At 49.7% G+C, this 23,346-nt stretch carries 22 protein-coding genes; 16 read left to right on the top strand and 6 right to left on the bottom strand.

Annotated elements, in window-relative coordinates; translation table 11 throughout:
* Positions 1–66: 66 nt before the first annotated feature.
* Positions 67–1,209, bottom strand: a complete 1,143-nt coding sequence (locus ABID13_RS10375; protein ID WP_045091153.1) for a zinc-dependent alcohol dehydrogenase — start codon at positions 1,207–1,209, stop codon at positions 67–69.
* A gap of 515 nt (positions 1,210–1,724) precedes the next feature.
* On the opposite strand from ABID13_RS10375, the gene ABID13_RS10370 reads away from it, so the two are divergent.
* From ABID13_RS10370 to ABID13_RS10320, 11 genes are all read left to right on the top strand, one after another.
* Positions 1,725–2,801 (top strand): hypothetical protein, encoded by a 1,077-nt coding sequence (locus tag ABID13_RS10370; protein ID WP_048930077.1) that lies wholly within the window; start codon positions 1,725–1,727, stop codon positions 2,799–2,801.
* Positions 2,802–2,824: 23 nt separating this feature from the next.
* Positions 2,825–3,901 carry an L-ascorbate 6-phosphate lactonase gene (gene ulaG, locus ABID13_RS10365; RefSeq protein WP_045091155.1) on the top strand — a complete coding sequence of 359 codons (1,077 nt, stop codon included), beginning with the start codon at positions 2,825–2,827 and terminating at the stop codon, positions 3,899–3,901.
* Positions 3,902–3,930: 29 nt separating this feature from the next.
* Positions 3,931–5,058, top strand: coding sequence for a tripartite tricarboxylate transporter substrate binding protein (locus ABID13_RS10360; protein WP_048930076.1), 1,128 nt, complete (start codon positions 3,931–3,933; stop codon positions 5,056–5,058).
* A 75-nt stretch (positions 5,059–5,133) separates the two neighbouring features.
* Positions 5,134–5,610: a tripartite tricarboxylate transporter TctB family protein gene (locus tag ABID13_RS10355; protein WP_045091157.1), complete on the top strand. Its 477-nt coding sequence runs from the start codon at positions 5,134–5,136 to the stop codon at positions 5,608–5,610.
* Positions 5,611–5,664: 54 nt separating this feature from the next.
* Entirely contained in the window at positions 5,665–7,164 is a 1,500-nt protein-coding gene (locus tag ABID13_RS10350; RefSeq protein WP_143111146.1) for a tripartite tricarboxylate transporter permease, read from the top strand.
* Between the two features lie 40 nt (positions 7,165–7,204).
* Entirely contained in the window at positions 7,205–7,885 is a 681-nt protein-coding gene (locus ABID13_RS10345) for a ribulose-phosphate 3-epimerase (protein WP_048930075.1), read from the top strand.
* Entirely contained in the window at positions 7,875–8,684 is an 810-nt protein-coding gene (locus ABID13_RS10340) for an AraC family transcriptional regulator (RefSeq protein ID WP_045091160.1), read from the top strand. The genes ABID13_RS10345 and ABID13_RS10340 overlap by 11 nt, the downstream gene beginning before the upstream one ends.
* 50 nt (positions 8,685–8,734) lie before the next feature.
* Positions 8,735–9,805, top strand: coding sequence for a transaldolase family protein (locus tag ABID13_RS10335; protein WP_048930074.1), 1,071 nt, complete (start codon positions 8,735–8,737; stop codon positions 9,803–9,805).
* Positions 9,802–10,932 carry a hypothetical protein gene (locus ABID13_RS10330; protein ID WP_048930073.1) on the top strand — a complete coding sequence of 377 codons (1,131 nt, stop codon included), beginning with the start codon at positions 9,802–9,804 and terminating at the stop codon, positions 10,930–10,932. Before ABID13_RS10335 ends, ABID13_RS10330 begins: the two co-directional genes overlap by 4 nt.
* 46 nt (positions 10,933–10,978) lie before the next feature.
* Positions 10,979–12,100: an iron-containing alcohol dehydrogenase family protein gene (locus ABID13_RS10325; RefSeq protein WP_048930072.1), complete on the top strand. Its 1,122-nt coding sequence runs from the start codon at positions 10,979–10,981 to the stop codon at positions 12,098–12,100.
* Between the two features lie 3 nt (positions 12,101–12,103).
* Positions 12,104–12,835, top strand: coding sequence for a sulfite exporter TauE/SafE family protein (locus ABID13_RS10320; protein WP_045091164.1), 732 nt, complete (start codon positions 12,104–12,106; stop codon positions 12,833–12,835).
* Between the two features lie 102 nt (positions 12,836–12,937).
* On the opposite strand, the gene ABID13_RS10315 is transcribed toward ABID13_RS10320, so the two are convergent.
* The 3 genes from ABID13_RS10315 to asnS form a co-directional block, all read right to left on the bottom strand.
* Positions 12,938–14,800: an ATP-binding protein gene (locus ABID13_RS10315; protein ID WP_045091165.1), complete on the bottom strand. Its 1,863-nt coding sequence runs from the start codon at positions 14,798–14,800 to the stop codon at positions 12,938–12,940.
* A gap of 4 nt (positions 14,801–14,804) precedes the next feature.
* Positions 14,805–15,875: a metallophosphoesterase family protein gene (locus ABID13_RS10310; RefSeq protein WP_007865242.1), complete on the bottom strand. Its 1,071-nt coding sequence runs from the start codon at positions 15,873–15,875 to the stop codon at positions 14,805–14,807.
* Between the two features lie 62 nt (positions 15,876–15,937).
* Positions 15,938–17,329, bottom strand: coding sequence for an asparagine--tRNA ligase (gene asnS, locus ABID13_RS10305; protein ID WP_045091167.1), 1,392 nt, complete (start codon positions 17,327–17,329; stop codon positions 15,938–15,940).
* Positions 17,330–17,533: 204 nt separating this feature from the next.
* Here asnS and ABID13_RS10300 point away from each other — a divergent pair, with 204 nt between their 5' ends.
* The 5 genes from ABID13_RS10300 to ABID13_RS10280 all read left to right on the top strand — a co-directional run bounded on the left by ABID13_RS10300 (position 17,534) and on the right by ABID13_RS10280 (position 21,888).
* Positions 17,534–17,707, top strand: a complete 174-nt coding sequence (locus tag ABID13_RS10300) for a hypothetical protein (protein ID WP_156200092.1) — start codon at positions 17,534–17,536, stop codon at positions 17,705–17,707.
* 74 nt (positions 17,708–17,781) lie between these two features.
* Positions 17,782–19,056: a glucose-1-phosphate adenylyltransferase gene (locus ABID13_RS10295; protein ID WP_007865248.1), complete on the top strand. Its 1,275-nt coding sequence runs from the start codon at positions 17,782–17,784 to the stop codon at positions 19,054–19,056.
* Entirely contained in the window at positions 19,053–20,174 is a 1,122-nt protein-coding gene (glgD, locus tag ABID13_RS10290; RefSeq protein ID WP_007865252.1) for a glucose-1-phosphate adenylyltransferase subunit GlgD, read from the top strand. The genes ABID13_RS10295 and glgD overlap by 4 nt, the downstream gene beginning before the upstream one ends.
* A gap of 80 nt (positions 20,175–20,254) precedes the next feature.
* Entirely contained in the window at positions 20,255–20,542 is a 288-nt protein-coding gene (gene spoVG, locus ABID13_RS10285) for a septation regulator SpoVG (RefSeq protein WP_007865261.1), read from the top strand.
* 425 nt (positions 20,543–20,967) lie between these two features.
* Positions 20,968–21,888: a hypothetical protein gene (locus tag ABID13_RS10280; protein ID WP_045091168.1), complete on the top strand. Its 921-nt coding sequence runs from the start codon at positions 20,968–20,970 to the stop codon at positions 21,886–21,888.
* A 79-nt stretch (positions 21,889–21,967) separates the two neighbouring features.
* Here ABID13_RS10280 and ABID13_RS10275 read toward each other — a convergent pair whose 3' ends face one another.
* Both ABID13_RS10275 and ABID13_RS10270 read right to left on the bottom strand, forming a co-directional pair.
* Complete coding sequence (locus ABID13_RS10275) at positions 21,968–22,726, bottom strand: GntR family transcriptional regulator (protein WP_007865267.1); 759 nt, start codon at positions 22,724–22,726, stop codon at positions 21,968–21,970.
* Entirely contained in the window at positions 22,716–23,324 is a 609-nt protein-coding gene (locus ABID13_RS10270; protein WP_045091169.1) for a hypothetical protein, read from the bottom strand. Before ABID13_RS10270 ends, ABID13_RS10275 begins: the two co-directional genes overlap by 11 nt.
* Positions 23,325–23,346 lie beyond the last annotated feature (22 nt).

Below are 23,346 nucleotides of genomic sequence, written 5' to 3'. Positions count from 1 at the left end.
GAACAGATCAGGAATACCCTGTCGGCATGACAACGATGATGGTTGTTATGCCGGCAGGGTATCTTTTTATGCTTTCACAAAGGGAACTTCCGGCTGCTCGTTGGGATAGAAGATAACCTTCACAGCTCCGCCCTTACGATTGACAAAGGTATCGATCCCCTGTCTGAACTGGGTGAGGGGGAAGGTGTGGGTAACCAGGTCCCTGACTCGCAGCTGGCCGGTTGCCATCAGGTTCACAACAGCAGGAGTCACATTGGGGTTGCCCCTGCTTCCAAACAGGGCCAGTTCCTTAAATGTGATCTTTTTCATGGGAATCTCCACCATGGTTCCCTCAGGCGGGGTGCCTAGAAGGGCAATACTCCCGCCCTTTTTACACATCTCAATGGCCTGGGCCATGGCGCCCTTGGCTCCGCTTGCCTCATATACATTGTCGGGCCCTATTCCTCCTGTCATTTCCACTACTTTCTGTACTACATCCACGCCGTCCCGTTCACATGCTTCAAAATCAATTGCCTTGTCCGGGTCGCAGGCTCCGGTGGCAACAGCAGCTTTCAGGCGGGCGCCCCGGCCCACTGCGATCACATGGGCGGCTCCAAGGCAGCGTGCGATCTTCATGGACATCAGGCCGATAGGGCCGGGCCCGATAACGCAGACCGTGCCTCCGGGAGTGACTCCGGCACGTTCCAGACCGTGGAAGGCAACACCGGCAGTGTCACACATGGCTGCTTCTTCAAAGCTTACATTGTCGGGGAGCGGGGTCAGGGACCCGCAGCTGTACCGCACATACTGGCAGTATGCTCCATAGGTGGTAAATCCGTAATGGCGGTGTCCGGTGCTGTCATTTCCGTAATTAAGGCAGAGAGAATAGCGCCCCTCCTTACAGTTTTTACACACGCCGCATCCGCGGTGGGCTTCTCCTGCCACCCGGTCGCCTACTTTCAAATTAAACACGCCGGGACCCACCTTGACAACAATGCCGGACCACTCATGTCCGATGATAAAGGGATACTCCTCCGGGCAATAGTGGTAAGGCTTCCCTTTTAAAAGCTTGGGGTCGGTACCGCAGATAGCAATTGCCATTACTTTACAGATAACCTCCTGGTAACCAGGTTCAGTTGGCGTCTCAATATCATGGCGGATCTCGTATTGATCATTGGTTCCTGTTAATACCACGGCGGTCATGGTTTTTGGAAGTACATAATGTTCCATTCTGTATCAGTCCTTTCTTTTAAATACCAGTTTTTACATAATAATGATTAAGGCCGGTTCTCAAAATCTGACTATATTCTACAATAGTTTTAAAGCAAATAGTAATATAAAGTTGCAAATAAATATGTAAAACCTGCTAAAACCACATGGATCAGGATCATAGGAAGAAATTACAATAAAAGAATGGACAAGCTCGGATAGAAAAGGCATAATAACCAATATAATTTACAAATATTTGAAATAACCCCCTCCTTAAATGGAGTTAAGTTATCTGAAATAAATAAAAAATAAGATATAAAATTATGTAAAAAATGATTGCTCCAGAACCGCACTAAAACTGTAAGAATATGTAAATAACAAAAAATCATCATCACTTCATTTGATTAAAAGCAAAATTTACATATACATAGACAAGTTTTAATGACTATGACCAGTAAAATCTCTTTACAATATAGTTATATAAAATGTGCGTTCGGAAGTTCCAAGAGTACGCTATCGGAAATGGGAGGAAGAAAATGCGGATGAAGTGGAAACGGTCTGTACTCAGTAAAATTGAAGGGATTTACTGTGTGGAAGTCCTTCATACCAATACTGGCATCAAGATAGCAGCCGCATCTGAACTGCGCCATGGGATCTGCAAGATCATTGATTTTAAATCACGGGAAGAGGAGATCGTGTGGAACGGCCCCGGAGGCTGCATGAATGTTGCCCAGTGGAAAGAGGACGGCAGCCTCATAGGTGTCCAGAATTTCTATAAAGGGGCCCAGGCCCTGGATGCCCAGGTGGCTGTCGCCTACAGAGAAGGACGGGGATGGGTTACAAAGGTCCTTGCAAAACTTCCATACCTGCATCACTGCGGTGTGGTATATGTGGAGGGACGGGCGTATGTGATCGCCTGCACCCTGTGCACCAAAAGAGAATTCCAGGGGGACTGGAGTCATCCGGGCAGAATACAGGTATTGGAGGTACCCGATCCGGCAGAGCATCCTGAGCCGGTGCAAGGCCCGGAGCCGGCGGACAGTTTCGGCGCACATGGAGACATCCGCATCATTCGGGACGGGATAACCAAAAATCATGGTTTCTGGCAGGGAATGCTGGACAACAGACAGGTGACCCTTGTATCGGGGAATGCGTTGTATTGTGTTACGGCGCCAAAGACAAAGGGGGATGATTGGAGGACGGAGATTCTTATAGAACGGGAGATCAGTGATATTGCTGTGGCTGATATAGACGGTGACGGGGAGGACGAGATCCTGGCATTTGAAGGGCTTCATGGAAATCAGGCCACAATCAATAAGCGGGTGAACGGCCAATGGAAAGTCATCTATTCCTGCCCAATGGAATTTGCCCATGGAATCTGGGGCGGAACACTTTTGGGAAAACCGGTTTTTGTTATTGGATCCATGAAAGGGGAAGGAGAACTGTCCGTTCTGTCCTTTACCAGGGATCAGGGAAACGGTGCTTTTTTGCGGACCGTGCTGGAGACAGGGATCGGACCCAGCAATATACGGGGGCTTTCCCATGAGGGTAAGGATTACATCCTGGCAGCGGCAAGGGAAGCAGGTGAACTTGTACTGTTTGAATTATATTAGGAAGACGGAGGGGTAATATTTATATGTCATTAATAGATGATACAACGCGTGAGAGTTGGATACAGTCTGTTTTTCCTGAATGGGGAGAATGGCTTAACGAGGAAATTGGTGAGACCAGGGTTACACCCGGAACATTTGCCATGTGGTGGCTTGGATGCACGGGGATCTGGCTGAAATCAGAGAACAACACGGATATAGTGGTGGACTTCTGGGTGGGAAGAGGAAAGGTGACACAGGACTTTTCAAAGCTTCCTCCTCATTTGGGAGGACCGGATTTCCAGCTGAACCGGATGGTGGGAGGAAGGCAGAGGTTTCCCAACACAAGGATGATTCCGGTTGTGATGGATCCCTTTAAAGTAAGAAAACTGGATGCCTATCTGGTAACCCATAACCACAGGGATCACATGGATCCCAACTCTCTGGCTGCGATTTACCACAAGTTCCCGGATATTCCCTTTATCGGGCCTGAGTATGTGACAAAACAGTGGATTGAATGGGGGTTGCCAAAAGAAAGATGCACCACGGTAAAGCCGGGGGATGTGATAAAGGTTAAGGACTGCGAGATCGTGGTATTGGACAGCTTTGACAGGACCGTATTGCTTACTGCCCCGAGGGATGGGGAGCTGAAAGGCCATTGTCCGGATGATATGGACCGGCGCTCTGTCAACTACCTGATCAAGACGCCGGGGGGAAGTTTTTATCACAGCGGGGATTCCCATTTTTCCAATTATACATTAAGGCATGGGAAGCAGCACCAGATCGATGTGGCGATCGCATCCTTTGGGGAGAACCCGCCCGGACTTACGGATAAGATGACGTCCAGTGATGTTTTGCGCATGGCGGAGAACTTAAGATGTAAGGTCATCATACCGGTTCACTATGAGACCTGGAGCTGCTTTATGGCAGACACCAGAGAGGTGGATGTGCTGTATGATATGAGACGGGACCGGCTTAAGTATGAGTTTAAGCCTTATATCTGGCAGGTGGGAGGCAAGTTCGTGTATCCGGACAATAAGGATGACCGGCATTTTATGTTCGAGCGGGGATTTGAGCACGCAATGGAAGAGGAGCCGAATGTGTATTTTAAATCATTTTTATAAAGCGTTCAATTAAAAGAGGAGGAGAAAAAATGTTTAAGAGAGTGTTATCAATTACGTTGGCGGTGGGGTTGGCGGCAGGTCTCATGGGATGCAGCGGAGGGAAAAAGGCAGAGCCGGCAGCAACTCAGGCGGCATCCACCCAGGCAGAATCAGCCCAGGAAGCAGCAAAGGCGCCGGAAACAGCAAAAGAGGCTCCCGGGGCGGAGGGAGAAAAGAAGGAGTCAGAGGCCCAGGCAGCCGGTAACAGCGGACAGGCAGCCCCGGTCAAGGCGCCGGAAGGCTTTCCCAATAAGGATATCACGCTTGTGAATCCATACGAGGCAGGCGGCACATCTGATATCCCTGCAAGGATCTACGCCGACTATATCAGCGGTATCATGGATGGGGCCATGATGAATGTTACGGATGTAACCGGATCAGGCGGTGCGGTCGGCGCCCAGCAGGTAATGTCCTCACCTGGGGACGGATATACCCTTCTTGTGGCCCCGGCAGGTTATGCCATGCAGTATGCGAAGGGGTCCTGTGAATTTACATATGAAGATTTCAAACCTGTAAGCCTGTTTGTCACCTCTTATTTAGGGATGGCGGTGAATACCTCTTCCGGCATCAAAACCTATGAGGATCTGGTCCAGGCAGCAAAGGACAGGCCCGGGGAACTGAAATTCGGCGTGGCTACCGGCGGACTTCCTATGTTCTGTGTACTGGCAATGGAAAAACAGGAGGGCGTTGATTTTAATATTGTAGATATAGGGGGCACAACTTTAAAGGCTCCTGAACTCTTGAGCAATCGTATTGATGTGATGATCGATTCTCTGGCAGGGCTTACCAGTTATGTGGATTCCGGGGACTTTACGATCCTGGGATTATATGCGGATGACCGCTTTGCAAATTACCCGGATGTGCCTACCTTTGCCGAACTGGGGTATGAGACAAACGTGATGAACCAGGTATTTGGCATCTGGGCGCCAAAGGATACTCCGGACGATGTGGTGGAATACCTCTCCAGCCTGTTTGGGGCAGCCGCAGCGGACGAGGGAGTTCAGAAACAGCTCACGGACCTTACCTATTCCGCAAGCTATATTCCTACGGCTGAGTATGTAACTTATCTGGAAAAGATGTATGCTGATTTCCAGGAATTTGCGAAAGGGCTGAATTAAACGTAGTTTTGGGGCAGGATCCGTTCAGGCGGATTCTGCCTTACAGATAATGAAAGGCAGGAGAAGGATTAGGTAATGGGTGAAATATACTTTAATCTATTTTTATTCGTTGTAAGCATTGCGGGACTCATCAACACATTGTCCTGGCAGGTGATCAAGGACACCTCAGGAGGACCGGCAACTTATCCCCGGATCATTCTGACAGCGCTTCTGGCCTGTTCCCTGATTCGTATCATACAGATACTGAAACAGAAAAAGGAAGAACGACCGGACTTTATATTTATGGACCTGTTTAAAGGCCACAGAGGATTTTTTCTGCTGGCTCTGGTCGTCTATGTGGCAAGCCTTAATATATTGGGATTTATGATCGCCACCATTATTTACCTGAATGTTGTTGTGAACGTGATGATCTATTTTTCAAAGGGAAGCTTTAAGGTTGATAAATGGCTGTTTATCAGGGGAATCTGCCTAGTGGCAGCGGCCTATGGGGTGACATGGTTCTTCCAGTCCGCTCTTAGGGTCATGGTCCCCACAGGCATATTCGGGATTTAGAAGTAATGGGGCAGATCGGAAGATGAAACTGCCTGGTATAAAGGAGGTTATATTTTGGAGGCAATAATGTCAGTAGCGGGCTCCATCCTCAATCCAGAGGTAATGGCCCTGATGTGTCTGGGCGTGGTGGTAGGCATCATATTCGGAGCGATCCCCGGGCTCAATACACCTATTGCAGTAGCACTGCTGCTGCCTTTCAGTTTTGCTCTGGATACGGTTCCGGCCGTATCCCTGCTGATCGCAGTCTATATGGGAGGGATCTCCGGTGGTCTTGTGTCCGCCATTCTTCTTCGTATACCCGGGACCGCGGCAGCCATAGCGACAACCTTTGACGGGTATCCCATGTGCCAGAAAGGACAGGCCGCGGAAGCTCTGGCCATAGGAACCTTTGGCTCTTTTATCGGCGGACTGTTCAGCGCCTTTGCCCTCTGGCTCATCGCGCCGTCCCTGACAAAGATGGCAATCAAATTCGGGCCATGGGAGTATTTTGGAATCACATTCCTCTCCCTTTGCCTGGTCAGTGTGCTGATGGGGAACAACGTGGTTAAGGGACTGATCAGTATGTTGATCGGCCTGCTGCTGTCAACCGTGGGCATGAGTTCCATGGATGGTGTTGTGAAGCGGTTTACATTTAACTTTTACCAGCTGGAAGCAGGGCTTTCCATGGTAATTGTTATCATAGGGATCTATGCGGTGCCAGAGATACTGGCAACAGCGGGACGGCTTAGGGAGGATATGACTTCCGCCAATTTTGAAAAAAAGATATTCTATCTTCCAAGCAAAAAGAATATGCTGGGCTACTGGCCCTGTATTTTAAGAAGCAGTGTGATAGGAACATTTATCGGAGTCCTTCCCGGAATGGGAAGCTCTACAGGATCCATGCTGTCCTACGCGGCAGCCAAAAAGCTTTCCAAGCACCCCGAGGAATTCGGGCAGGGAACTCCCGAGGGTGTGTATGCCACGGAAGTTTCCAACAACGCAGTGACAGGTGGCGCCCTGATTCCTATGCTGAGCCTGGGAGTTCCCGGGGATTCGGTTACAGCAATTATCATGGCGGCTCTGGTCATGCAGGGAATCTCAGTTGGCCCCATGCTGTTTACAACTAATAAGGGGCTGATCCACACCCTGATCCTGGCTGTTTTTGTTGCCAATATACTGATGTTTGTGTTCCAAAGCTTTGGGATCCCCATTTTTGCCAGGATCGTACAGGTGCCCCGGTATTATCTGATGCCTCTTATTGCCATGTGCTGTGTCATAGGCTGTGTCAGCGTAAACAACAGGGTGTTTGATGTCTATGTGATCATTGTCCTTGGCATTCTCGGATACGCACTGGAAAAGAACCATTATCCCCTTCCGCCCCTTTTGCTGGGATTTGTGCTGGGCAGTATGGTGGAGCAGTATTACCGCCGTTCCCTGATGTATTATGGCAGTTTCTGGGGATGCATGAGCCAGTGGAGCGCAGGCTCCTTCCTGGTGATCGCAGCGGTTTTGATTCCTGTAGTCTCCTTTATGATGAAACACATGTCGTTAAAAAAGGCCGGAACAGGACAATAACAGGGCAGTAACAGGATAGCAACAGATAGAGAGGTGGAACATGGCGTATAAAATATCGCCGTCCCTGATCTGCATGGATATGCTGAAGGTGGGGCAGCAGTTGGAGATCATGAACCGGTGCGCGGACTATCTCCATGTGGATATGATGGACTCCCGGTTTGTCCCAACCCTGGGACTGTTTCCAGGATTTGTGGAAGCCGTGACGCGGGGAAGCAAAATACCTGTGGACTGTCATATCATGGTGGAAAAGCCCCTGGATTACATAGACCAGTTAGCGGCAGCGGGGGTTTCCGTGATTGTACCTCACGCAGAGACCATAACAACCGGGGCATTCCGCGTGCTGGACAGGATCACGGCCTGTGGATGCAGACCGGGAGTGGCGGTCAACCCGGCTACCAGTCTGGAGGCGGTAAGGCCGTATATACATAAGATCCGGCGGCTTACTATCATGACTATTGAACCGGGATTCCCCGGTGCGCCTTATATCCCGGAGATGGCAGAGAAGATCAGGGAGGCGGCAAGGCTGAGACGCGAACTGGGCCTGGATTTTGAAATTGAGATGGACGGTTCCCTGTGTTCCCGTAATTTAAAGGAACTAAAGGAAGCGGGATGTGATGTGTTCGTGGCAGGGACAGCGGCGCTTTTTGGAAATGGCCCTGACCTGGAAGCAAATTTTGCAAGCCTAAAAAAACAATTTGAGGATATTGAGTATGGGTGTTGAACAGAGGTTGATGACGTGCCGGTACAGAGATGGCGCAACAAGGCATGATATCCATTATCACAATGCATATGAAGTGACTTATGTGGTGTCCGGTCGGATGAATGTACGCATTGACGACATGCAGTATGAGGTCGGCCCCAATCAGCTGGTATTTATAAGTAATTTTGAGGAGCACCACTACAAGATCGTGGAGGAGCCGTGCTGCCGCTATTTTCTCATACTGGACACGGAACGGATCGACAGGCTTCTGGCCATTCCACAGCTCATATCCATATTAAAGAACCGCCCCGCAGGATTTGACCACTGTGTTTCCATGGATGGTCATCAGGAACTGATGGCCGCCCTGTTCTGGCAGCTGCTCCAGGAGAGCAAGGCAAAGGACAACCGGTATTACGAGGAAATGGTGGTGAATATCATACGCCAGATCCTTATTATGGCGGACCGCATCATAGGCGCATCCCATGACAGTGAGCAGCCCAAGTTCAAGATGGAAGTCTATGAGATCCAGAAATATATGGAAGAGCATTATGCGGAGGAAGTGCAGATCGGAAGTCTGGCGGAGATGTATTATATTAATCCTTATTATCTGTCCCATTGTTTCAAGCGTTCCACGGGATACAGCCCCAAACGTTTTCTGCTGCTCACCAGGATCGCAAAGGCAAAGGAACTGCTTTTGAACTCGGATCTGCTGGTAAGTGAGGTCGCATTTAAGTCGGGATTTTTAGACACGAATAATTTTATCCGGTATTTTAAGCGTGAAGTGGGAATGACCCCTAACCGGTTCAGAAAGCTGTATTAGAGCATTTTTCAGGTATGCTCATGGTAAAGTAAACAAAGGAGGTTTACATAATGGGAATGATAAGAGATATCCGGACTAAATTTCCGGAGACTCATATGTGGTGTGATTCATGTGCAGAAAAGGACCTTAAGTGGGGTATTGAACACGGGATCGTGGGAGCCACCACCAACCCGGTCATTGTGGGCAGTGTATTAAAGCAGGAACTGCCCATGTGGGAAAGCAGGATCTGCGAACTGTTTGCCAAGCCTGAGGTCACGGAGGATGAGGTGGCCTGGGAGCTGATCAAGGAGATGGGGATACGGGGAGCCGGTATGCTGCAACCATTATTTGAGGAAAGCAATGGCCGCTATGGACGCCTTTCCATACAGACCAATATAAAGAACTATAAAAACGCCGGGAAAATGACGGCCCAGGCAGTGGAGTTTTCCAAACTGGCCCCTAATATGCAGGTGAAAATGCCTGTATCACCGGCCGGGATCAAAGCGTTTGAGGAGGCCACGTACCAGGGTGTCAATATCAATGCCACCGTATCCTTTTCAGTGGCTCAGGCTGTGAAGGTTGCGGAGGCAGTGGAGCGGGGGCTGGAGAGAAGAAGGAAAGAGGGACTTGAGACAGAACACATGACCCCTGTGTGCACCATAATGATCGGCCGCATTGACGACTGGCTTAAGAAGGTGGTTAAAAGGGACAATATTGCCATTGACCCGGAATGCCTGGAATGGGCCGGAGTGGCTGTGTTTAAGCACGCTTATGAGATATTTGAGGAGAGGGGCTACCAGACCAGACTTCTGACCGCTGCATACAGAAACCATTATGCCTGGTCCGCTCTCATGGGGGGCAGGATATCCATGACACTCACCCGCTATTACCTGGAACAGGTGGAACTAAGCGGATTTGAGATAAAGGAATCCATGAGTGCCCCGGTCAGTCCGGAGCTGGTCGCCCAGCTGAAGGATAAGCTGCCTGACTTTGTCCGGGCCTATGAGGAGGATGGGATGAAAGAGGAGGAATTTGAGCACTACGGCGCCTTTATTACCTGTCTGGAAGGCTTTTTTAAAGGATATGACGACCTGCTGCAGATGATCCGCCCGTATCAGTTTGGGAAACCCATAAGAGAATGAGATTTGAGAAGATAGCCGCAGGGGGGCTGGAGAAATGTTATTCTGTCAGTGCACTCCACATAGATGGAACATGTAAACTGCTTGCTGCTTCTGAGACTGATGGAGGCGGGGTGGTGATGGATCTGGATCTGACCAGGCCCTTTCCAACCCCTGGCGGAGTAATGCAGATGGCAGAGTGGCCCGGGAGCGGGGGTGGTTTTGCCTCCATATATGGATTTTTCCCGCCGTTTTTGGCAGCAGACTCCGGCCTGCTCCTGACCAATGCCCGGGAGGATGGGAGCTATGCCAGCAGGACGCTTTTTAAGCTTCCCTATCTCCATCGCTTTGAGGTGGTAAAGGCAGGAGATCAGAACTGGCTGGTCCTGGGAGTTCTGTGCAGGAAAAAGGAGGGGAAGGATGATTGGAGCAGCCCGGGCTACGTGGCGGTCCTTCCTGTGAGAGAGGATGGGAGCTTGGGGGAGGACTTTCGGGCCGGAGGGTCAGGGGGCGGCCGATCCCGGACAGAGCAGTCCATGGAAATCCTTCTGGACGGCCAGTTCCACAACCATGGAATGTGGAAGGGGATGCTGGACGGGCGGCTGACGGTAATGACTGCGTCAGATCAGGGGGTGTACGCGTTTGAACCCGGTGCGAAGATAAAGGACTGGAAGGTCCGGCAGCTTTTGTCAGAATCATGCGGGGAAGCGGCGGCTTTTGACCTGGATGGCGATGGGGAGGACGAACTGGTTACCATTTCCCCCTTTCACGGCGCCTGCTTAAGGGTCTATAAAAGAGGAGCGGACAGCTCATCAGGCGCGGAATCCGGCAGTCTGCCGGGGATGTCCCCGGTTGGCCGGAACGGGCCATGGCATAAAATTTGGCAGTATTCCGGGGAACTGGAGTTTGCCCACTCACTTTGGGCAGGCCTGTTCCAGGGAAGAAGGATGATCATCTGCGGTCACCGCAGAGGAAATGGAAATCTACTGGCATTCTGGATAAAAGAAGGACAATGGCAAAGCGTTGTGGTGGACTCAGGGGCGGGGAGCAGCAATGTCTGCGTAACAGAGATCAGGGGAGTATCATTCCTTGTAAGCGCCAACCATGGACAAAACCAGTATGCGGTATATAAAATAGCAGAAGACCTATAACACAGGAAGATAATGGACAAGAAGATAATGGAATGGAGGGGATTGAATGAGCTGGAGTTTTTCTTTACCGGTAAGAATAGAATTTGGAGCAGGCAAGGTATCCGGGGAACTGGGACGCCTTATAGAAGGGGAAGGCCTGTCAAACGGCCTGCTGATCAGTGATCCGGTATTTATAAAGAACGGGTTGGCCGATCAGGTGGTGGAGGCGTCAAAAGGCAGGATAACGGGTGTGTTCTCTGACCTGGTACCAAATCCTACTGTTGAGAATGTGGATACTTGTTCCGGGCTTGTCAGGGAGCGGGGATATGAGTTTCTGGTATGCCTGGGAGGAGGAAGCTCCCTGGACTGCGGAAAGGCAGTGGGAAGCCTGTGTAAAACCCAGGATTCCATACGGGAATATATGTATGGGAAAAAGACCTTTGGACCTGGGCATCTGCCCCTGATCGCCATTCCCACAACCGCGGGAACCGGCAGCGAGGTGACCATGGTGGCAGTGATCTCAGATGAGGAGAATAATAAGAAGATGCCTGTGGGAACCCCTAACTTTTATCCTGACCTGGCCATACTGGATCCCCGGCTGACATTGTCGCTGCCTCCCTCAGTGACTGCATCATGCGGGATCGATGTGCTGAGCCAGGCGCTGGAGGGGTATTGGAGCAGGAACCATCAGCCGGTATGCGATGCATGTGCGGTCAGAGCGTGTTCCCTGGTATTTGAATATCTTGAAAGGGCTTATAAAGATGAAAATGACCTTGAGGCCAGAACCGCAATGTGCGAAGCCAGCCTGCTGGCCGGAATCGCATTTGCAGCGCCTAAGACAAGCGGGCCCCATGTGTGCTCCTATCCTCTTACCAGCATTTACCATGTGCCCCACGGTGAGGCATGCGGTATAACCCTGGACAGCTTCCTGAGACTGAATAAGGATGCACAGGGTGGCCGTCTCCACCAGCTGGCAAAGATGATCGGCAGGCAAGACGCCTGTGAACTGGCGGATGATATCCTTGCATTAAAACAGAGAGCGGGACTGCGCTGCAGGCTGAGTGAGGCAGGGATATCAGAAGGTAACATTCCATCACTGGTCAAAGAATGCCATCACCCCAATATGGCTCTGAACCCGGTGGAAGTAACGGATGAGATTTTAGATGCCATGTTCCGCAAGCTTCTGTAAAACATGGATACCATACATACACTGGGCTTTTGCGGTGTCATGCTGCTGGCCTATCTTATCGAAGCCACATTGGGATTTGGGGGAACTGTGACCGCGCTTCCTCTGTGCAGCATGATCGTGGGGATTCATATCGCCATTCCGGCCATCACCGCTATTGTGTGTGCAGCCGCGCTGATGATCCTGGTACATGACAGGGCATATGTTGAGAAGCGCGCCTATACAGTCATGTTCCTTCTTATGGTATTGGGAATGCCCATAGGCATGGCTGCCTACTCCTGTCTCCCGGAGCGTCCGTTAAAACTTGCATTGGGAATATTTACTATTCTTGTGGCACTGAAGGGATTGTTCTGGCATGACAGGAGAAAGAAAACAGAGAAGCGGATCGGGTTTAGATATTATGTATGCCTGTTTCTGGGAGGCGTGATTCACGGGGCATTTTCCTGCGGCGGGGTTCTGGCGGTCATATATGCAAACCGGGCCATTACAGATAAGCGGTCCTACCGGGTGACCCTAAGCGCCATCTGGTTCTCCCTGAACCTTCTGCTTACGCTAAAAAACATAGTTACAGGCAGTATGACCCTGCCTGCAGCCAGGCTGTCTGTGTGCGGGCTTCCCTTTGTAGCGGCAGCTGTGATGGCAGGAAACCGGATGATCAGCCGGCTGAATACAAAAACCTTTGGAACCGTTGTCTATGTGATGCTGCTGGTGTCAGGATGCCTCCAGGTACTGAGATAGACAGACGGTGACGCAAAAAACGAACGCAAAAAACTCTCCAAGCCAAGGCGCCGGACGATACCGGACCCAGGCGGTTGGAGAGTTTTTTTATAAAGCTCATTGTCAAATCGTTATGAGGTGATACTTTACCTGATTGGCGGTTAAAAGCTGCGCTTCCCTTTGATGGCATGTAAATATGATGATCTGGCTGTCATATGCCTTTACCAGCCACTTAAGGGCGGTTCTTAACCGGTCGTCATCATAGAGCACAAAGCTGTCATCAAATATCAGGGGCATGGTGTCCCGTCCGTTCTGGACCAGTTTGGCAGCTGCCAGACGCACGGCCAGATAGATCTGGTCCATGGTGCCGCTGCTCACCTGCTCAATGGGGACCAGTTTGCCGGGCGTGTTCATGAACACATCCAGGTTCTCATCAATGCTCATGCTGCGGTAGATACCCCCTGTAATCCCGGATATCAGGTCGGAGGCCGTTTTGTTCAAGTATAGTCCAAAGGAATCACGGATGGAGGTGGACAGGGCGGTCATGGTATCCTGGGCCAGGTCGATGGCGTTCAGTTCCTCCTGGACGCGCTCATTCTCTGCCAGTACATGTTTCAGGGCCTCGGCCCTTGTCTTGCAGTCGGCCAGATGCTCCAGCTTCTTTTCCAGCTCCCACTGGATCCGCTGCTGTTTTTCAATCTCCTCCGAGAACACATCCTCCTTTGACTGCAGCTGCCCGATCTCCGCAGTGAGCTGTTCCAGCGTCTGCTCAGACTGCTCCACCGCCTTGCTGAGGCGGAGAAACTCTGCCATCTTGCCCTCCAGGGCATTCATTGCTTCCGGAGAAATGGATGAGTCCCCCAAATGACGGGCAAATATTTCCTGCAGCAGGCGTGTGTTGGTGTCCAGTTCTTTCTTAAACCGGCTGTTTTTGTTCAGCTGCACAATGGCTATGATCAGGGCAGCCAGGGCGATACCGCCTGCGATCCCCGCCGCCGCAGTCATGTGCAGGGGAACCTGTATCAGGGTGCGCACTGCCTGGGGCGCTGCCAGGCATGCGGCTGAGATCCCGGAACATACCAGTGTAATAAGGAACATGAACACTGCGCACACGGTCCTGGATTTCTTGCTGCAGGCCGCTCTGGCGCGGTCATATTCGCCGTACAGTTTTTTTGTATCATCAATATAGACCTGGACGGAAGCCTGGTCCGTGAACTGGCTGTTAAGGAGGATCTGGCGGCCCTTGGCAGCCTTTTCCAATAACCCTTCCTTTTCCCTCTGAAGGTGGTCCAACTGCTTTCTTACCTCGGTTTTCTTGGTGCGGCAGGCAATAAGCTGGTTGGCATATTCAGGTGCGGATATCTCCTGCTCCACCTTGCGGATCTCACCCAGAAGGCCGGTGTAGGTGCGCGCAGCCTCGGGTACAAGCTGGTTCTCCAGTTCCTTCCGCTGGGCCTTTAAGTAGGCAGTGGCCTTTGTTATGTTCAGGGCAATGCTGCCCGAGGTGTTAAGGTTGGCAATATAATTTCTGAGCTCGGACACCATGCCGCCCTCTGTGGCACATTTTAGCTGTCCGATGCTGATGGTGTTGTCATAGGCTGTCTCAGACAGGCCGCAGCGCAGCTGGTCCAGCAGGGCCTTGGTGGGCTCTACCTCCCTGCCCAGGGTCTCATTGACAATGGTAAGCTCCCTGCTGCGCTTATGGAACCTGCGCTGGATGCGGTACACCTGTCCTTCGCTTTCCAGGCGCAGCCATCCCTCGTAGGTACCGCTTCCCTGCCAGGGCTCATATCTGCTGTAGGTGTCGTTTCGTGCGGCGCGCCCCCGCTGGCGCTCCAGGCCAAACAGCATACCCTTGATAAATGTGTGCAGGGTGGATTTACCGGCCTCGTTTTTGCCATACACCACATTCATTCCATCCTGAAAGGAGATGTCCTGGTCGTGGAGTTTGCCAAAGCCGTCAATATGCAGACTCAGTATCTTCATGGGTTCAGCTCCTTTCATCCGTGGTGCGAAGCAGTGCATTGACCCCGTAGTACAGCGCCTTTTTCTCCACCGGGCTCATGTCGTCTTTTTGAAGGGCCTGGATATAGAACCCGATCATATCGCTGGAATGTTCAGCAAACAGGGCTGAAAAATCATATTGAGGTTCTGAGTCATCGATGATCTCAGCAATTCTGAAACGTGAGGATAGCTGCTCCAGATCAAATTCAATCTCAGGGTCCCTCATGCCTTTTAGACGGAAGCGGTAGATATTCTGTTCCCCGCGGTTTTGGATTTCCCTGGCAATCCGGTCGGACAGTTCGCCGTTAGTGGTGTCCTTGGACACATTCACTGCCAGGGGAACATACTGGAGACTGGACGCCGGAACAAACTTAAGGCTGAGAAGCTTTCTGGTAACAGGATGGATCTCGCCCATATAGTAGCCGTGAGGGCCTGTCTCAGTGAGGTCCAAAGGTTCCGGGGAGCCGCAGTATGCCATTTTCCCCTCCACCACGATATGGGGCTTGTGGATATGCCCAAGGGCTATGTAGGAAAATGGGGACAGTTCCAGGCTGTTAAAACTGATGGGAAGGTGGGCCGGGTCACCGCCATGGGCCATGAGGATCTGGATCCTGCTGTTTAGGGGAACCTGGATGTCGTCCAGAAGCGGTTCCTTAATCTCAGCCCGGTGATAGCTGAAGCCGTGTACCTCTGTGTTAATATCTTCAAAGTAGACAGAGGTCAGGTTCTCATCCATGAGGAATGTCACATTGGGACTCCAGGTAAAACTTAAAAGGGCGGAATTATCTCTTATACGGTCGTGATTGCCTGCTATGATAATGATCTTAACGGAAGGTGCTGTGGAAAAAAGATAATTGACCTCCTTTAAATCTTTCATCAGCGGCTGCCTGTGAAACAAGTCGCCGCTGATGAATAAGCAGTCCACATCCATCTCTTTTGCATTTTCAATGATTGTCCTGAAGGTATCTTTGATCGCCAGGGCCCGTTCCTTGCCCCAGGGTTTATTGGCATCCGGGCACATACCCCAGTGGATATCCCCAGTGTGGATGAATTTCATGTCTGCCTCCTAAATTAATTGTGTGTACTCCCGGAGTCTGGAGATTCCGAGAGTACACTTGTTTACAGCTCGCAGTTGTTTACGGTTCTTGGGAAGGGGATCACATCGCGGATGTTGCCCATTCCTGTGAGATACATAACGCAGCGCTCAAAGCCAAGACCGAAACCGGCGTGGCGGGTAGAGCCGTATTTGCGCAGATCCAGGTAGAAACCGTAATCGTCCTTGTTCAGGCCCAGTTCATCCATTCTTGCAACCAGCTTCTCCAGATTGTCCTCCCTCTGGCTTCCTCCGATGATCTCGCCAATGCCGGGAACAAGGCAGTCCACGGCGGCAACGGTTTTGTTGTCCGGATTCATCTTCATATAGAAGGCTTTGATCTCCTTTGGATAATCTGTTACAAACACAGGCTTCTTGAATACCTTCTCCGTCAGATAGCGCTCATGCTCGGTCTGAAGGTCGCATCCCCAGGATACCTTATAGTCAAATTCATCATTGTGCTTTTCCAAGAGCTCCACTGCATCTGTGTAAGTGATGTGTCCGAATTCTGCGTTCAGCACATTGTTAAGGCGCTCCAAAAGGCCCTTGTCCACAAACTGATTAAAGAAATTCATCTCTTCCGGCGCGTGCTCCAGCACGTACTTTATGATGTACTTAAGCATTCCCTCGGCCAGGCGCATGTTGTCGTCCAGGTCTGCAAATGCCATCTCGGGCTCGATCATCCAGAATTCAGCTGCATGGCGGGCTGTATTGGAATTCTCGGCGCGGAAGGTGGGTCCAAAAGTGTATACGTTGCGGAAGGCCATGGCATAGGTCTCAGCGTTCAGCTGTCCGCTTACGGTCAGGTTGGTGGGCTTATTAAAGAAATCCTGGCTGAAATCCACCTTGCCGTCATCTGTCTTGGGGATATTGTTCAGATCCAGAGTGGTGACCTGGAACATTTCCCCGGCGCCCTCACAGTCGCTTCCCGTGATCAGCGGTGTGTGCACATATACGAAATCCCGTTCCTGGAAATACTGATGGATGGCATATGCGATCAGTGAACGGACGCGGAACACGGCCTGGAAGGTGTTGGTCCTTGGACGCAGGTGGGAGATGGAGCGCAGATACTCAAACGAGTGGCGCTTTTTCTGCAGAGGATAATCGGATGCGGATGTGCCCTCCACCGTTACCTCTGCTGCCTGGATCTCAAATGGCTGCTTGGCATCGGGAGTGGCCACCAGGGTGCCCTTTACAATGATGGCAGTGCCTACGTTCAGCTTGGAAACCTCTGCAAAGTTGGAAAGGTTGTCGTGATATACAACCTGAAGGGTCTCAAAATAACTTCCGTCACTTACCACAATAAAGCCAAAGGATTTGGAATCACGCAGACTGCGGACCCATCCTCCTATCTGTATCTCCTTGTCAAGATATTCCTCCGGATGTTTGTAAAGTTCTCTTACGGTAATCAGATCCATGACTGATAATCTCCTTTTCTTTTCTCTCTATACAATACAGTATCCCCAATTCCCCAGGAAATGGACGGTAACTACATATAACGTGATTATAAGATATTTCCCGTAATGTTTCAAGGTTATTCTACCTTCCTCTTATAATGGCCTGCCTCCAAAGGACGGTACAGTGGAAGAATTTAACAGTCATACAAGAGGCGTTTATCTGATATGATGGGTAAGCGGGCCTTTTTGTCGAACCATGACGGTATGCGTCCTGGGGGAAGGGGGATATTTAGTGGCGGCTTAATAAATCAAACACTAGATATAGAGAAAACCGGTGATAAATGGAGAAATAAGGGAGAAAATGTCGGAAAAATGCACAAAAACAGAGAAATATATTAAAAAATTTATGTACTATTTACGAAGTTTGTGATATAATTAAAATTACAAAAATCTTAACAGCAAGAGGTGATAACGTGATTAAAAAAGAAATGATAGCTATGCTATTAGCAGGCGGACAGGGAAGCCGCCTTGGCGTACTGACACAGAAAGTAGCCAAGCCGGCCGTATCTTTTGGGGGGAAGTACCGGATCATTGATTTTCCACTGAGCAACTGTATCAATTCCGGGGTAGATACTGTCGGAGTTCTGACACAGTATCAGCCATTACGTTTAAATTCTCATATTGGAATTGGTATTCCATGGGATTTGGACCGGAATGTTGGTGGTGTAACAGTATTACCTCCTTATGAGCGCAGCAAAGGCAGCGACTGGTATACAGGTACTGCCAATGCCATCTATCAGAACCTGGAATATATGGAGACATATAATCCCGAGTATGTTCTGATCTTATCCGGCGATCACATTTACAAGATGGACTATGAGGTTATGCTGGATTATCACAAAGCTAACAACGCAGATATCACCATTGCTGCAATGCCGGTACCGATTGAGGAAGCCAGCCGTTTCGGTATCCTGATTACGGACGAGTCCAATCGTATCATGGAATTTGAGGAGAAGCCTCCCGTTCCCAGAAGCAACCTGGCGTCCATGGGAATCTACATCTTCAGCTGGCCGGTGCTCAAGGAAGCGCTGATTAAGATGAAGGACGAGCCGGGATGCGATTTCGGCAAGCATATCATTCCATACTGCCATGCAAAGGGCGACAGGGAGTTTGCTTACGAGTACAACGGATACTGGAAGGATGTGGGTACCCTTGGCTCCTACTGGGAAGCGAATATGGAACTCATTGATATCATTCCGGAATTCAACCTGTATGAGGAGTATTGGAAGATCTATACCAAGAGTGATGTGATCCCTCCCCAGTACATATCATGTGATGCGAACATTGAGAGAAGTATCATAGGTGAAGGCACGGAGATCTACGGCGAGGTTGTCAATTCCGTGATCGGTGCCGGTGTTACCATTGGAAAGGGGGCAGTGGTCCGCGATTCCATTGTGATGCAGGGAAGCGTCATTGGAGCGGGAAGTGTAGTTGACAAGGCTGTCATTGCAGAGAATGTAAAGATTGGCTCTGACGTCCAGCTGGGAGTGGGTGAGTATGCCCCCAGCACATATGATCCAAAGGTATATCAGTTTGACCTTGTAACCATCGGCGAGAATTCCATTGTGCCTGACGGGATGAGGGTTGGCAAGAACACTGCCATAGCAGGCGATACAACCGTAAGTGACTATCCTGACGGATTACTGGCAAGCGGAAATTACATTATAAAGGCAGGTGGCGTAAAATGAGAGCAATCGGTATCGTATTAGCAGGTGGTAACAGCAAGAGGATGCGGGAACTTTCTAATAAGAGAGCAGTGGCTGCCATGCCGGTTGCAGGAAGCTACCGCAGTATAGACTTTGCATTGAGCAATATGACGAATTCCCACATCCAGAATGTGGCTGTATTTACACAGTACAACTCCAGATCCCTGAACCTGCACCTGAGTTCTTCCAAGTGGTGGGATTTCGGACGTAAACAGGGCGGGCTGTTTGTATTCACGCCTTCCATCACACCGGAGAACGGTGACTGGTACCGCGGAACAGCAGATGCACTTTACCAGAACCTGACCTTTTTAAAGAACAGCCATGAGCCGTACGTGGTAATCGCTGCAGGTGACGGCGTGTACAAGCTGGATTACAATAAGGTCCTGGAATACCATATTGAGAAAAAAGCAGATATCACAGTTGTCTGCAAGGACATGGAAGACGGCACTGACGTAACCAGGTTTGGCTGTGTGAAGCTTAACGATGACGGACGTATCACGGACTTCGAGGAGAAGCCTATGGCAAGTGATGCAACCACCATTTCCTGCGGTATCTATGTGATCCGCAGAAGACAGCTGATCGAACTGCTGGAGCGCTGTGCAGCTGAAGACAGATATGACCTGGTTAACGATATCCTGGTGCGCTATAAGAACCTTAAGAGGATCTACGCGTACAAGCTGAGCGGATACTGGAACAATATCGCTTCCGTGGACTCCTATTATAAGACCAACATGGACTTCTTAAAACCTGAGGTCCGGGATTACTTCTTTAAGCAGTATCCTGATGTATACACCAAGATCGATGATCTGCCGCCGGCTAAGTACAATCCGGGCGCCATTGTAAGGAACAGCCTGATTTCCAGCGGATGTATCTTAAACGGAACGGTGGAGAACTCCATTCTCTTCAAAAAGGCATATGTGGGAAACAATTGTGTGATTAAGAATTCCATTATTCTAAATGATGTCTATATTGGCGATAATACCGTGATTGAGAACTGCATTGTTGAGAGCAGGGATACCATCCGCGCCAACACCACACATATCGGCACGCCGGAGAACATCAAAATCGTTGTGGAGAAGAACGAAAGGTATACATTATAAGACGCAGCGGACAGCGGGTTAAGCGCACGGGGAGCGCAGCTGCAGGCTGAAGCGGGATAAGACGGAAGGGGTATAAGAACATGCAGGTTACGGACGTGAGAGTAAGACGGGTAGAAAAGGAAGGGAAGATGAAAGCAATTGTTTCCATCACCCTGGACAATGAATTCGTCATTCATGACATCAAGGTTATCGAGGGGGAAAAGGGTTTATTCATAGCAATGCCAAGCCGCAAGGCAGCAGACGGAGAGTACCGGGATATTGCCCATCCCATTAACTCCAACACAAGAGACATGATCCAGACCATTATTCTGAACAAGTATGAGACCACCTTGCTGGAGAATGAAGCGGCTGAGGAAGCGCTGGCATAGTATATTGGTAGATTATAACTGTTCAGGACATCCGATGTGAAAATAGGTGCAAAAACGGACTTATAAGCAAGCTTAACGCTCGCTTTTGCACCCATTTTCCCGCCGTCCTGAACTGTTACGGTAGGTTAATAATTAAGAGCCGTTTCTGGATAACGAAATGTTAGCTGGGGAGCGGCTCTTGTTTTCTATGTATTCTTATGCTATAGTGAAAACACGGTTTTTATCACAATCTTGACACATCAAGTGTCAGACAATCTTTGGTGCCCTATGGGCGCTGTAATGGCCACTTCGGCCGTGGTTCCAAACTGTACTACTGGGAAGTATATGATGCTACAAGAGTATGCTCTTACAAGAAAGTCAGGTGATGTTCCGGATGTTCTATTGAAGATGGGAAAGAAATTTATTATAATATAAGGAGGAAATGTATGGATAAAAAGCGGCTGCAATGGCATCCTGCCTTTTTTGCAGTATTGCAGATTGAATTGGAAGAAGAGAAGCAGTTTATACAGTTTTATGCGGAGTATAATCTTACATGTAAGCCTATGCAGATTGATGTATTGGTGATAAAAAAAGATTCGGAGCGAAGGATAGAAAAGAACATAGGCAGAATGTTTCGCCGATATAATGTGGTGGAATATAAGGGAATGAAAGACTATGTGAGTGTAAATGACTTCTATAAGGTTATAGGGTATGCATGTATCCTGCTGTCAAATACAAAGCAGGTTCGGGAGATCCTTCCCTCCCAGATAACGGTGACATTGGCAGTAAGCCATTATCCGCAAAGCTTGTCAAATTTCCTAAAAAGAACGTACAGGGTAGATATGAGACTGGCATATCCGGGGATTTATTATATAAACGGACTTTTGTTTCCTGTACAGATCCTGGTTATCCGGGAATTATCAAAGGAAGACAATATCTGGCTGAGCCGTCTGAGAAGCGGACTGGAACTGGATGAGGATATAGAGGTCCTTGCAAAGGAATATAAGGGAAATGAAGGAAATCCGTTGTATGAGACGGCCATGGATCTGATCATGCGGGCTAACTGGGAAAAATATCAGGAGGTGAGGAAAATGTGTGACGCGCTGAGGGAGCTGTTTGCAGATGAGCTGGAGGAACGGGAAAGTATAGGGATAGAAAAGGGTGGAATGGAAAAGCTGATAACGCTGGTCATGCGGAAGATGGAAAAAGGACAGTCGGCAGTCCGGATTGCTGAGGATCTGGTGGAACCCCTGGATGCGGTTCAGGAACTGTACGATATGATCGAGTCCCATCCGGATTATGATACAGCCCGCCTTTACGCTCTGCTGGCTGATAGACGAAAAGATCAATATTTGATACGTAAGTAAGGCCATTATTTTAAAAACGCCGGAAATCTCCTTAGGAGCAGGAGATTCCCGGTGTTTTGGCTTCTAAGATTTAAAACTCTTACAGCCCCCTGGAACGAATGGACAACAGAAAGTCCGATGTCAAGTCCGCCGGACTCTTGCGCATGCCTTCCGACTCTTTGTCCGACTGGGTAAACAGGTCGGGGAAACGTTTCAGGAGCCAGCGCTCCTGGGCTTTGTAGCGGTCTGTGTGCAGGGAGGACCAGAACATCAGCTTATCCAGGTTTCTGGTGGACACTGCCCTTATCATGGACTCATGTTCCTCAATGGAGTTCTTCATGAAATTTTCGTCCGCCATCAGGGCCAGCAGACGTATCCTTTTATAGTTGCTGCATTCTCTTTCGATCACGGACAGACAGTAGTCTCTGAATATCTCTGAAAAAAACAGGGCGTGAAATTCTTCATCCGCGTCAAAAAAGCGCCGGATGTCCTTGGCGCGGTACTGCTCCTTTTGCTCCAGGATGCAGTTTTCCATGCGAAGGATGACGGACGGGGAAAACATGCCGATAAAGTCCCTGAGAACATTCTCCTCAATGGAGCGGTGGACAAAACGCTCGTTATCGATCCGGTCCAGATCCAGCTTTGATACAATGCTTCCCCTGTGGGGCAGAACCGTGATCAGATCTTCCTGTTCCAACTGAAGAAGGGCCTCCCGGCCAGGGGAACGCCCCACATCGTAGAGCCTGCATATATCCTTAATATTAAAGAACATACCAGGCTTTAAACGCAATTTCACAATGTCATCTCTTAGAATTGAATAAATATTCGTATCTTCTTTTATAACTGGTTCAGTGCCCATATCTCACTTCCAAATCCTGATTTGCCGCAGCCATAAGATATCTGGTATAGATGTATGGCGAAAACGCCACATCGGACATCAGCTTTGAAAAATGGATGGCGCCGATCTCACTGGCAGCTTCCACCTTTCTGCAGCATGGTATCATACCCAGGAACCGGCCCGGTACGCGGACGTTCCTGGTGTAGATGTCCGGTGTACATTCCTCGATCACATGGTAGAGCTCATGCCAGCAGACAATCTCCCGCAGCTTTTGCCTACGGGAGATATCTTCGGGCATATGGACTTCCATATAATGCTCTACCATGGATATAAGGGTCATATTGATCCAGACAGTTTTGCTGTCCGGTTCCATTAATCCCATGTATAAGAATGCGGCCATAGGTTCGCGGCCGTCATCCTTAAGGTCAAAACCCATCCTGCCAAGACAGCTCTCCGGGGGCTGATCTCCAAAGCATTTTCTGATGTGCTCTTTCTGCAAAGCGGCTTCTTGCATACTTTGTTTAATTATAATTGATTTCTGCATAGAAGTCAAAGGTCTGGCCGCAGAATCTTTGGACAGCAGCAGGCCGTACCAGTATTCATCGGGGTAATTGTCCATGGTCCTTCTCCTTGTAACAATA

Source organism: Enterocloster citroniae, assembly GCF_040545455.1.
Classification (GTDB): domain Bacteria; phylum Bacillota; class Clostridia; order Lachnospirales; family Lachnospiraceae; genus Enterocloster; species Enterocloster citroniae.
The sequence above is the reverse complement of the archived record's forward strand: the minus strand, read 5'-3'. Positions and strand labels throughout refer to the sequence as shown.

Excerpts from the sequence above, each read along its gene's own strand:
- ABID13_RS10375 (WP_045091153.1), bottom strand. The coding sequence starts at position 1,209 with ATGGAACATTATGTACTTCCAAAAACCATGACCGCCGTGGTATTAACA.
- ABID13_RS10370 (WP_048930077.1), top strand. The coding sequence starts at position 1,725 with ATGCGGATGAAGTGGAAACGGTCTGTACTCAGTAAAATTGAAGGGATT.
- ulaG (WP_045091155.1), top strand. The coding sequence starts at position 2,825 with ATGTCATTAATAGATGATACAACGCGTGAGAGTTGGATACAGTCTGTT.
- ABID13_RS10360 (WP_048930076.1), top strand. The coding sequence starts at position 3,931 with ATGTTTAAGAGAGTGTTATCAATTACGTTGGCGGTGGGGTTGGCGGCA.
- ABID13_RS10355 (WP_045091157.1), top strand. The coding sequence starts at position 5,134 with ATGGGTGAAATATACTTTAATCTATTTTTATTCGTTGTAAGCATTGCG.
- ABID13_RS10345 (WP_048930075.1), top strand. The coding sequence starts at position 7,205 with ATGGCGTATAAAATATCGCCGTCCCTGATCTGCATGGATATGCTGAAG.
- ABID13_RS10340 (WP_045091160.1), top strand. The coding sequence starts at position 7,875 with ATGGGTGTTGAACAGAGGTTGATGACGTGCCGGTACAGAGATGGCGCA.
- ABID13_RS10335 (WP_048930074.1), top strand. The coding sequence starts at position 8,735 with ATGGGAATGATAAGAGATATCCGGACTAAATTTCCGGAGACTCATATG.
- ABID13_RS10330 (WP_048930073.1), top strand. The coding sequence starts at position 9,802 with ATGAGATTTGAGAAGATAGCCGCAGGGGGGCTGGAGAAATGTTATTCT.
- ABID13_RS10325 (WP_048930072.1), top strand. The coding sequence starts at position 10,979 with ATGAGCTGGAGTTTTTCTTTACCGGTAAGAATAGAATTTGGAGCAGGC.
- ABID13_RS10320 (WP_045091164.1), top strand. The coding sequence starts at position 12,104 with ATGGATACCATACATACACTGGGCTTTTGCGGTGTCATGCTGCTGGCC.
- ABID13_RS10315 (WP_045091165.1), bottom strand. The coding sequence starts at position 14,800 with ATGAAGATACTGAGTCTGCATATTGACGGCTTTGGCAAACTCCACGAC.
- ABID13_RS10310 (WP_007865242.1), bottom strand. The coding sequence starts at position 15,875 with ATGAAATTCATCCACACTGGGGATATCCACTGGGGTATGTGCCCGGAT.
- asnS (WP_045091167.1), bottom strand. The coding sequence starts at position 17,329 with ATGGATCTGATTACCGTAAGAGAACTTTACAAACATCCGGAGGAATAT.
- ABID13_RS10300 (WP_156200092.1), top strand. The coding sequence starts at position 17,534 with ATGATGGGTAAGCGGGCCTTTTTGTCGAACCATGACGGTATGCGTCCT.
- glgD (WP_007865252.1), top strand. The coding sequence starts at position 19,053 with ATGAGAGCAATCGGTATCGTATTAGCAGGTGGTAACAGCAAGAGGATG.
- spoVG (WP_007865261.1), top strand. The coding sequence starts at position 20,255 with ATGCAGGTTACGGACGTGAGAGTAAGACGGGTAGAAAAGGAAGGGAAG.
- ABID13_RS10280 (WP_045091168.1), top strand. The coding sequence starts at position 20,968 with ATGGATAAAAAGCGGCTGCAATGGCATCCTGCCTTTTTTGCAGTATTG.
- ABID13_RS10275 (WP_007865267.1), bottom strand. The coding sequence starts at position 22,726 with ATGGGCACTGAACCAGTTATAAAAGAAGATACGAATATTTATTCAATT.
- ABID13_RS10270 (WP_045091169.1), bottom strand. The coding sequence starts at position 23,324 with ATGGACAATTACCCCGATGAATACTGGTACGGCCTGCTGCTGTCCAAA.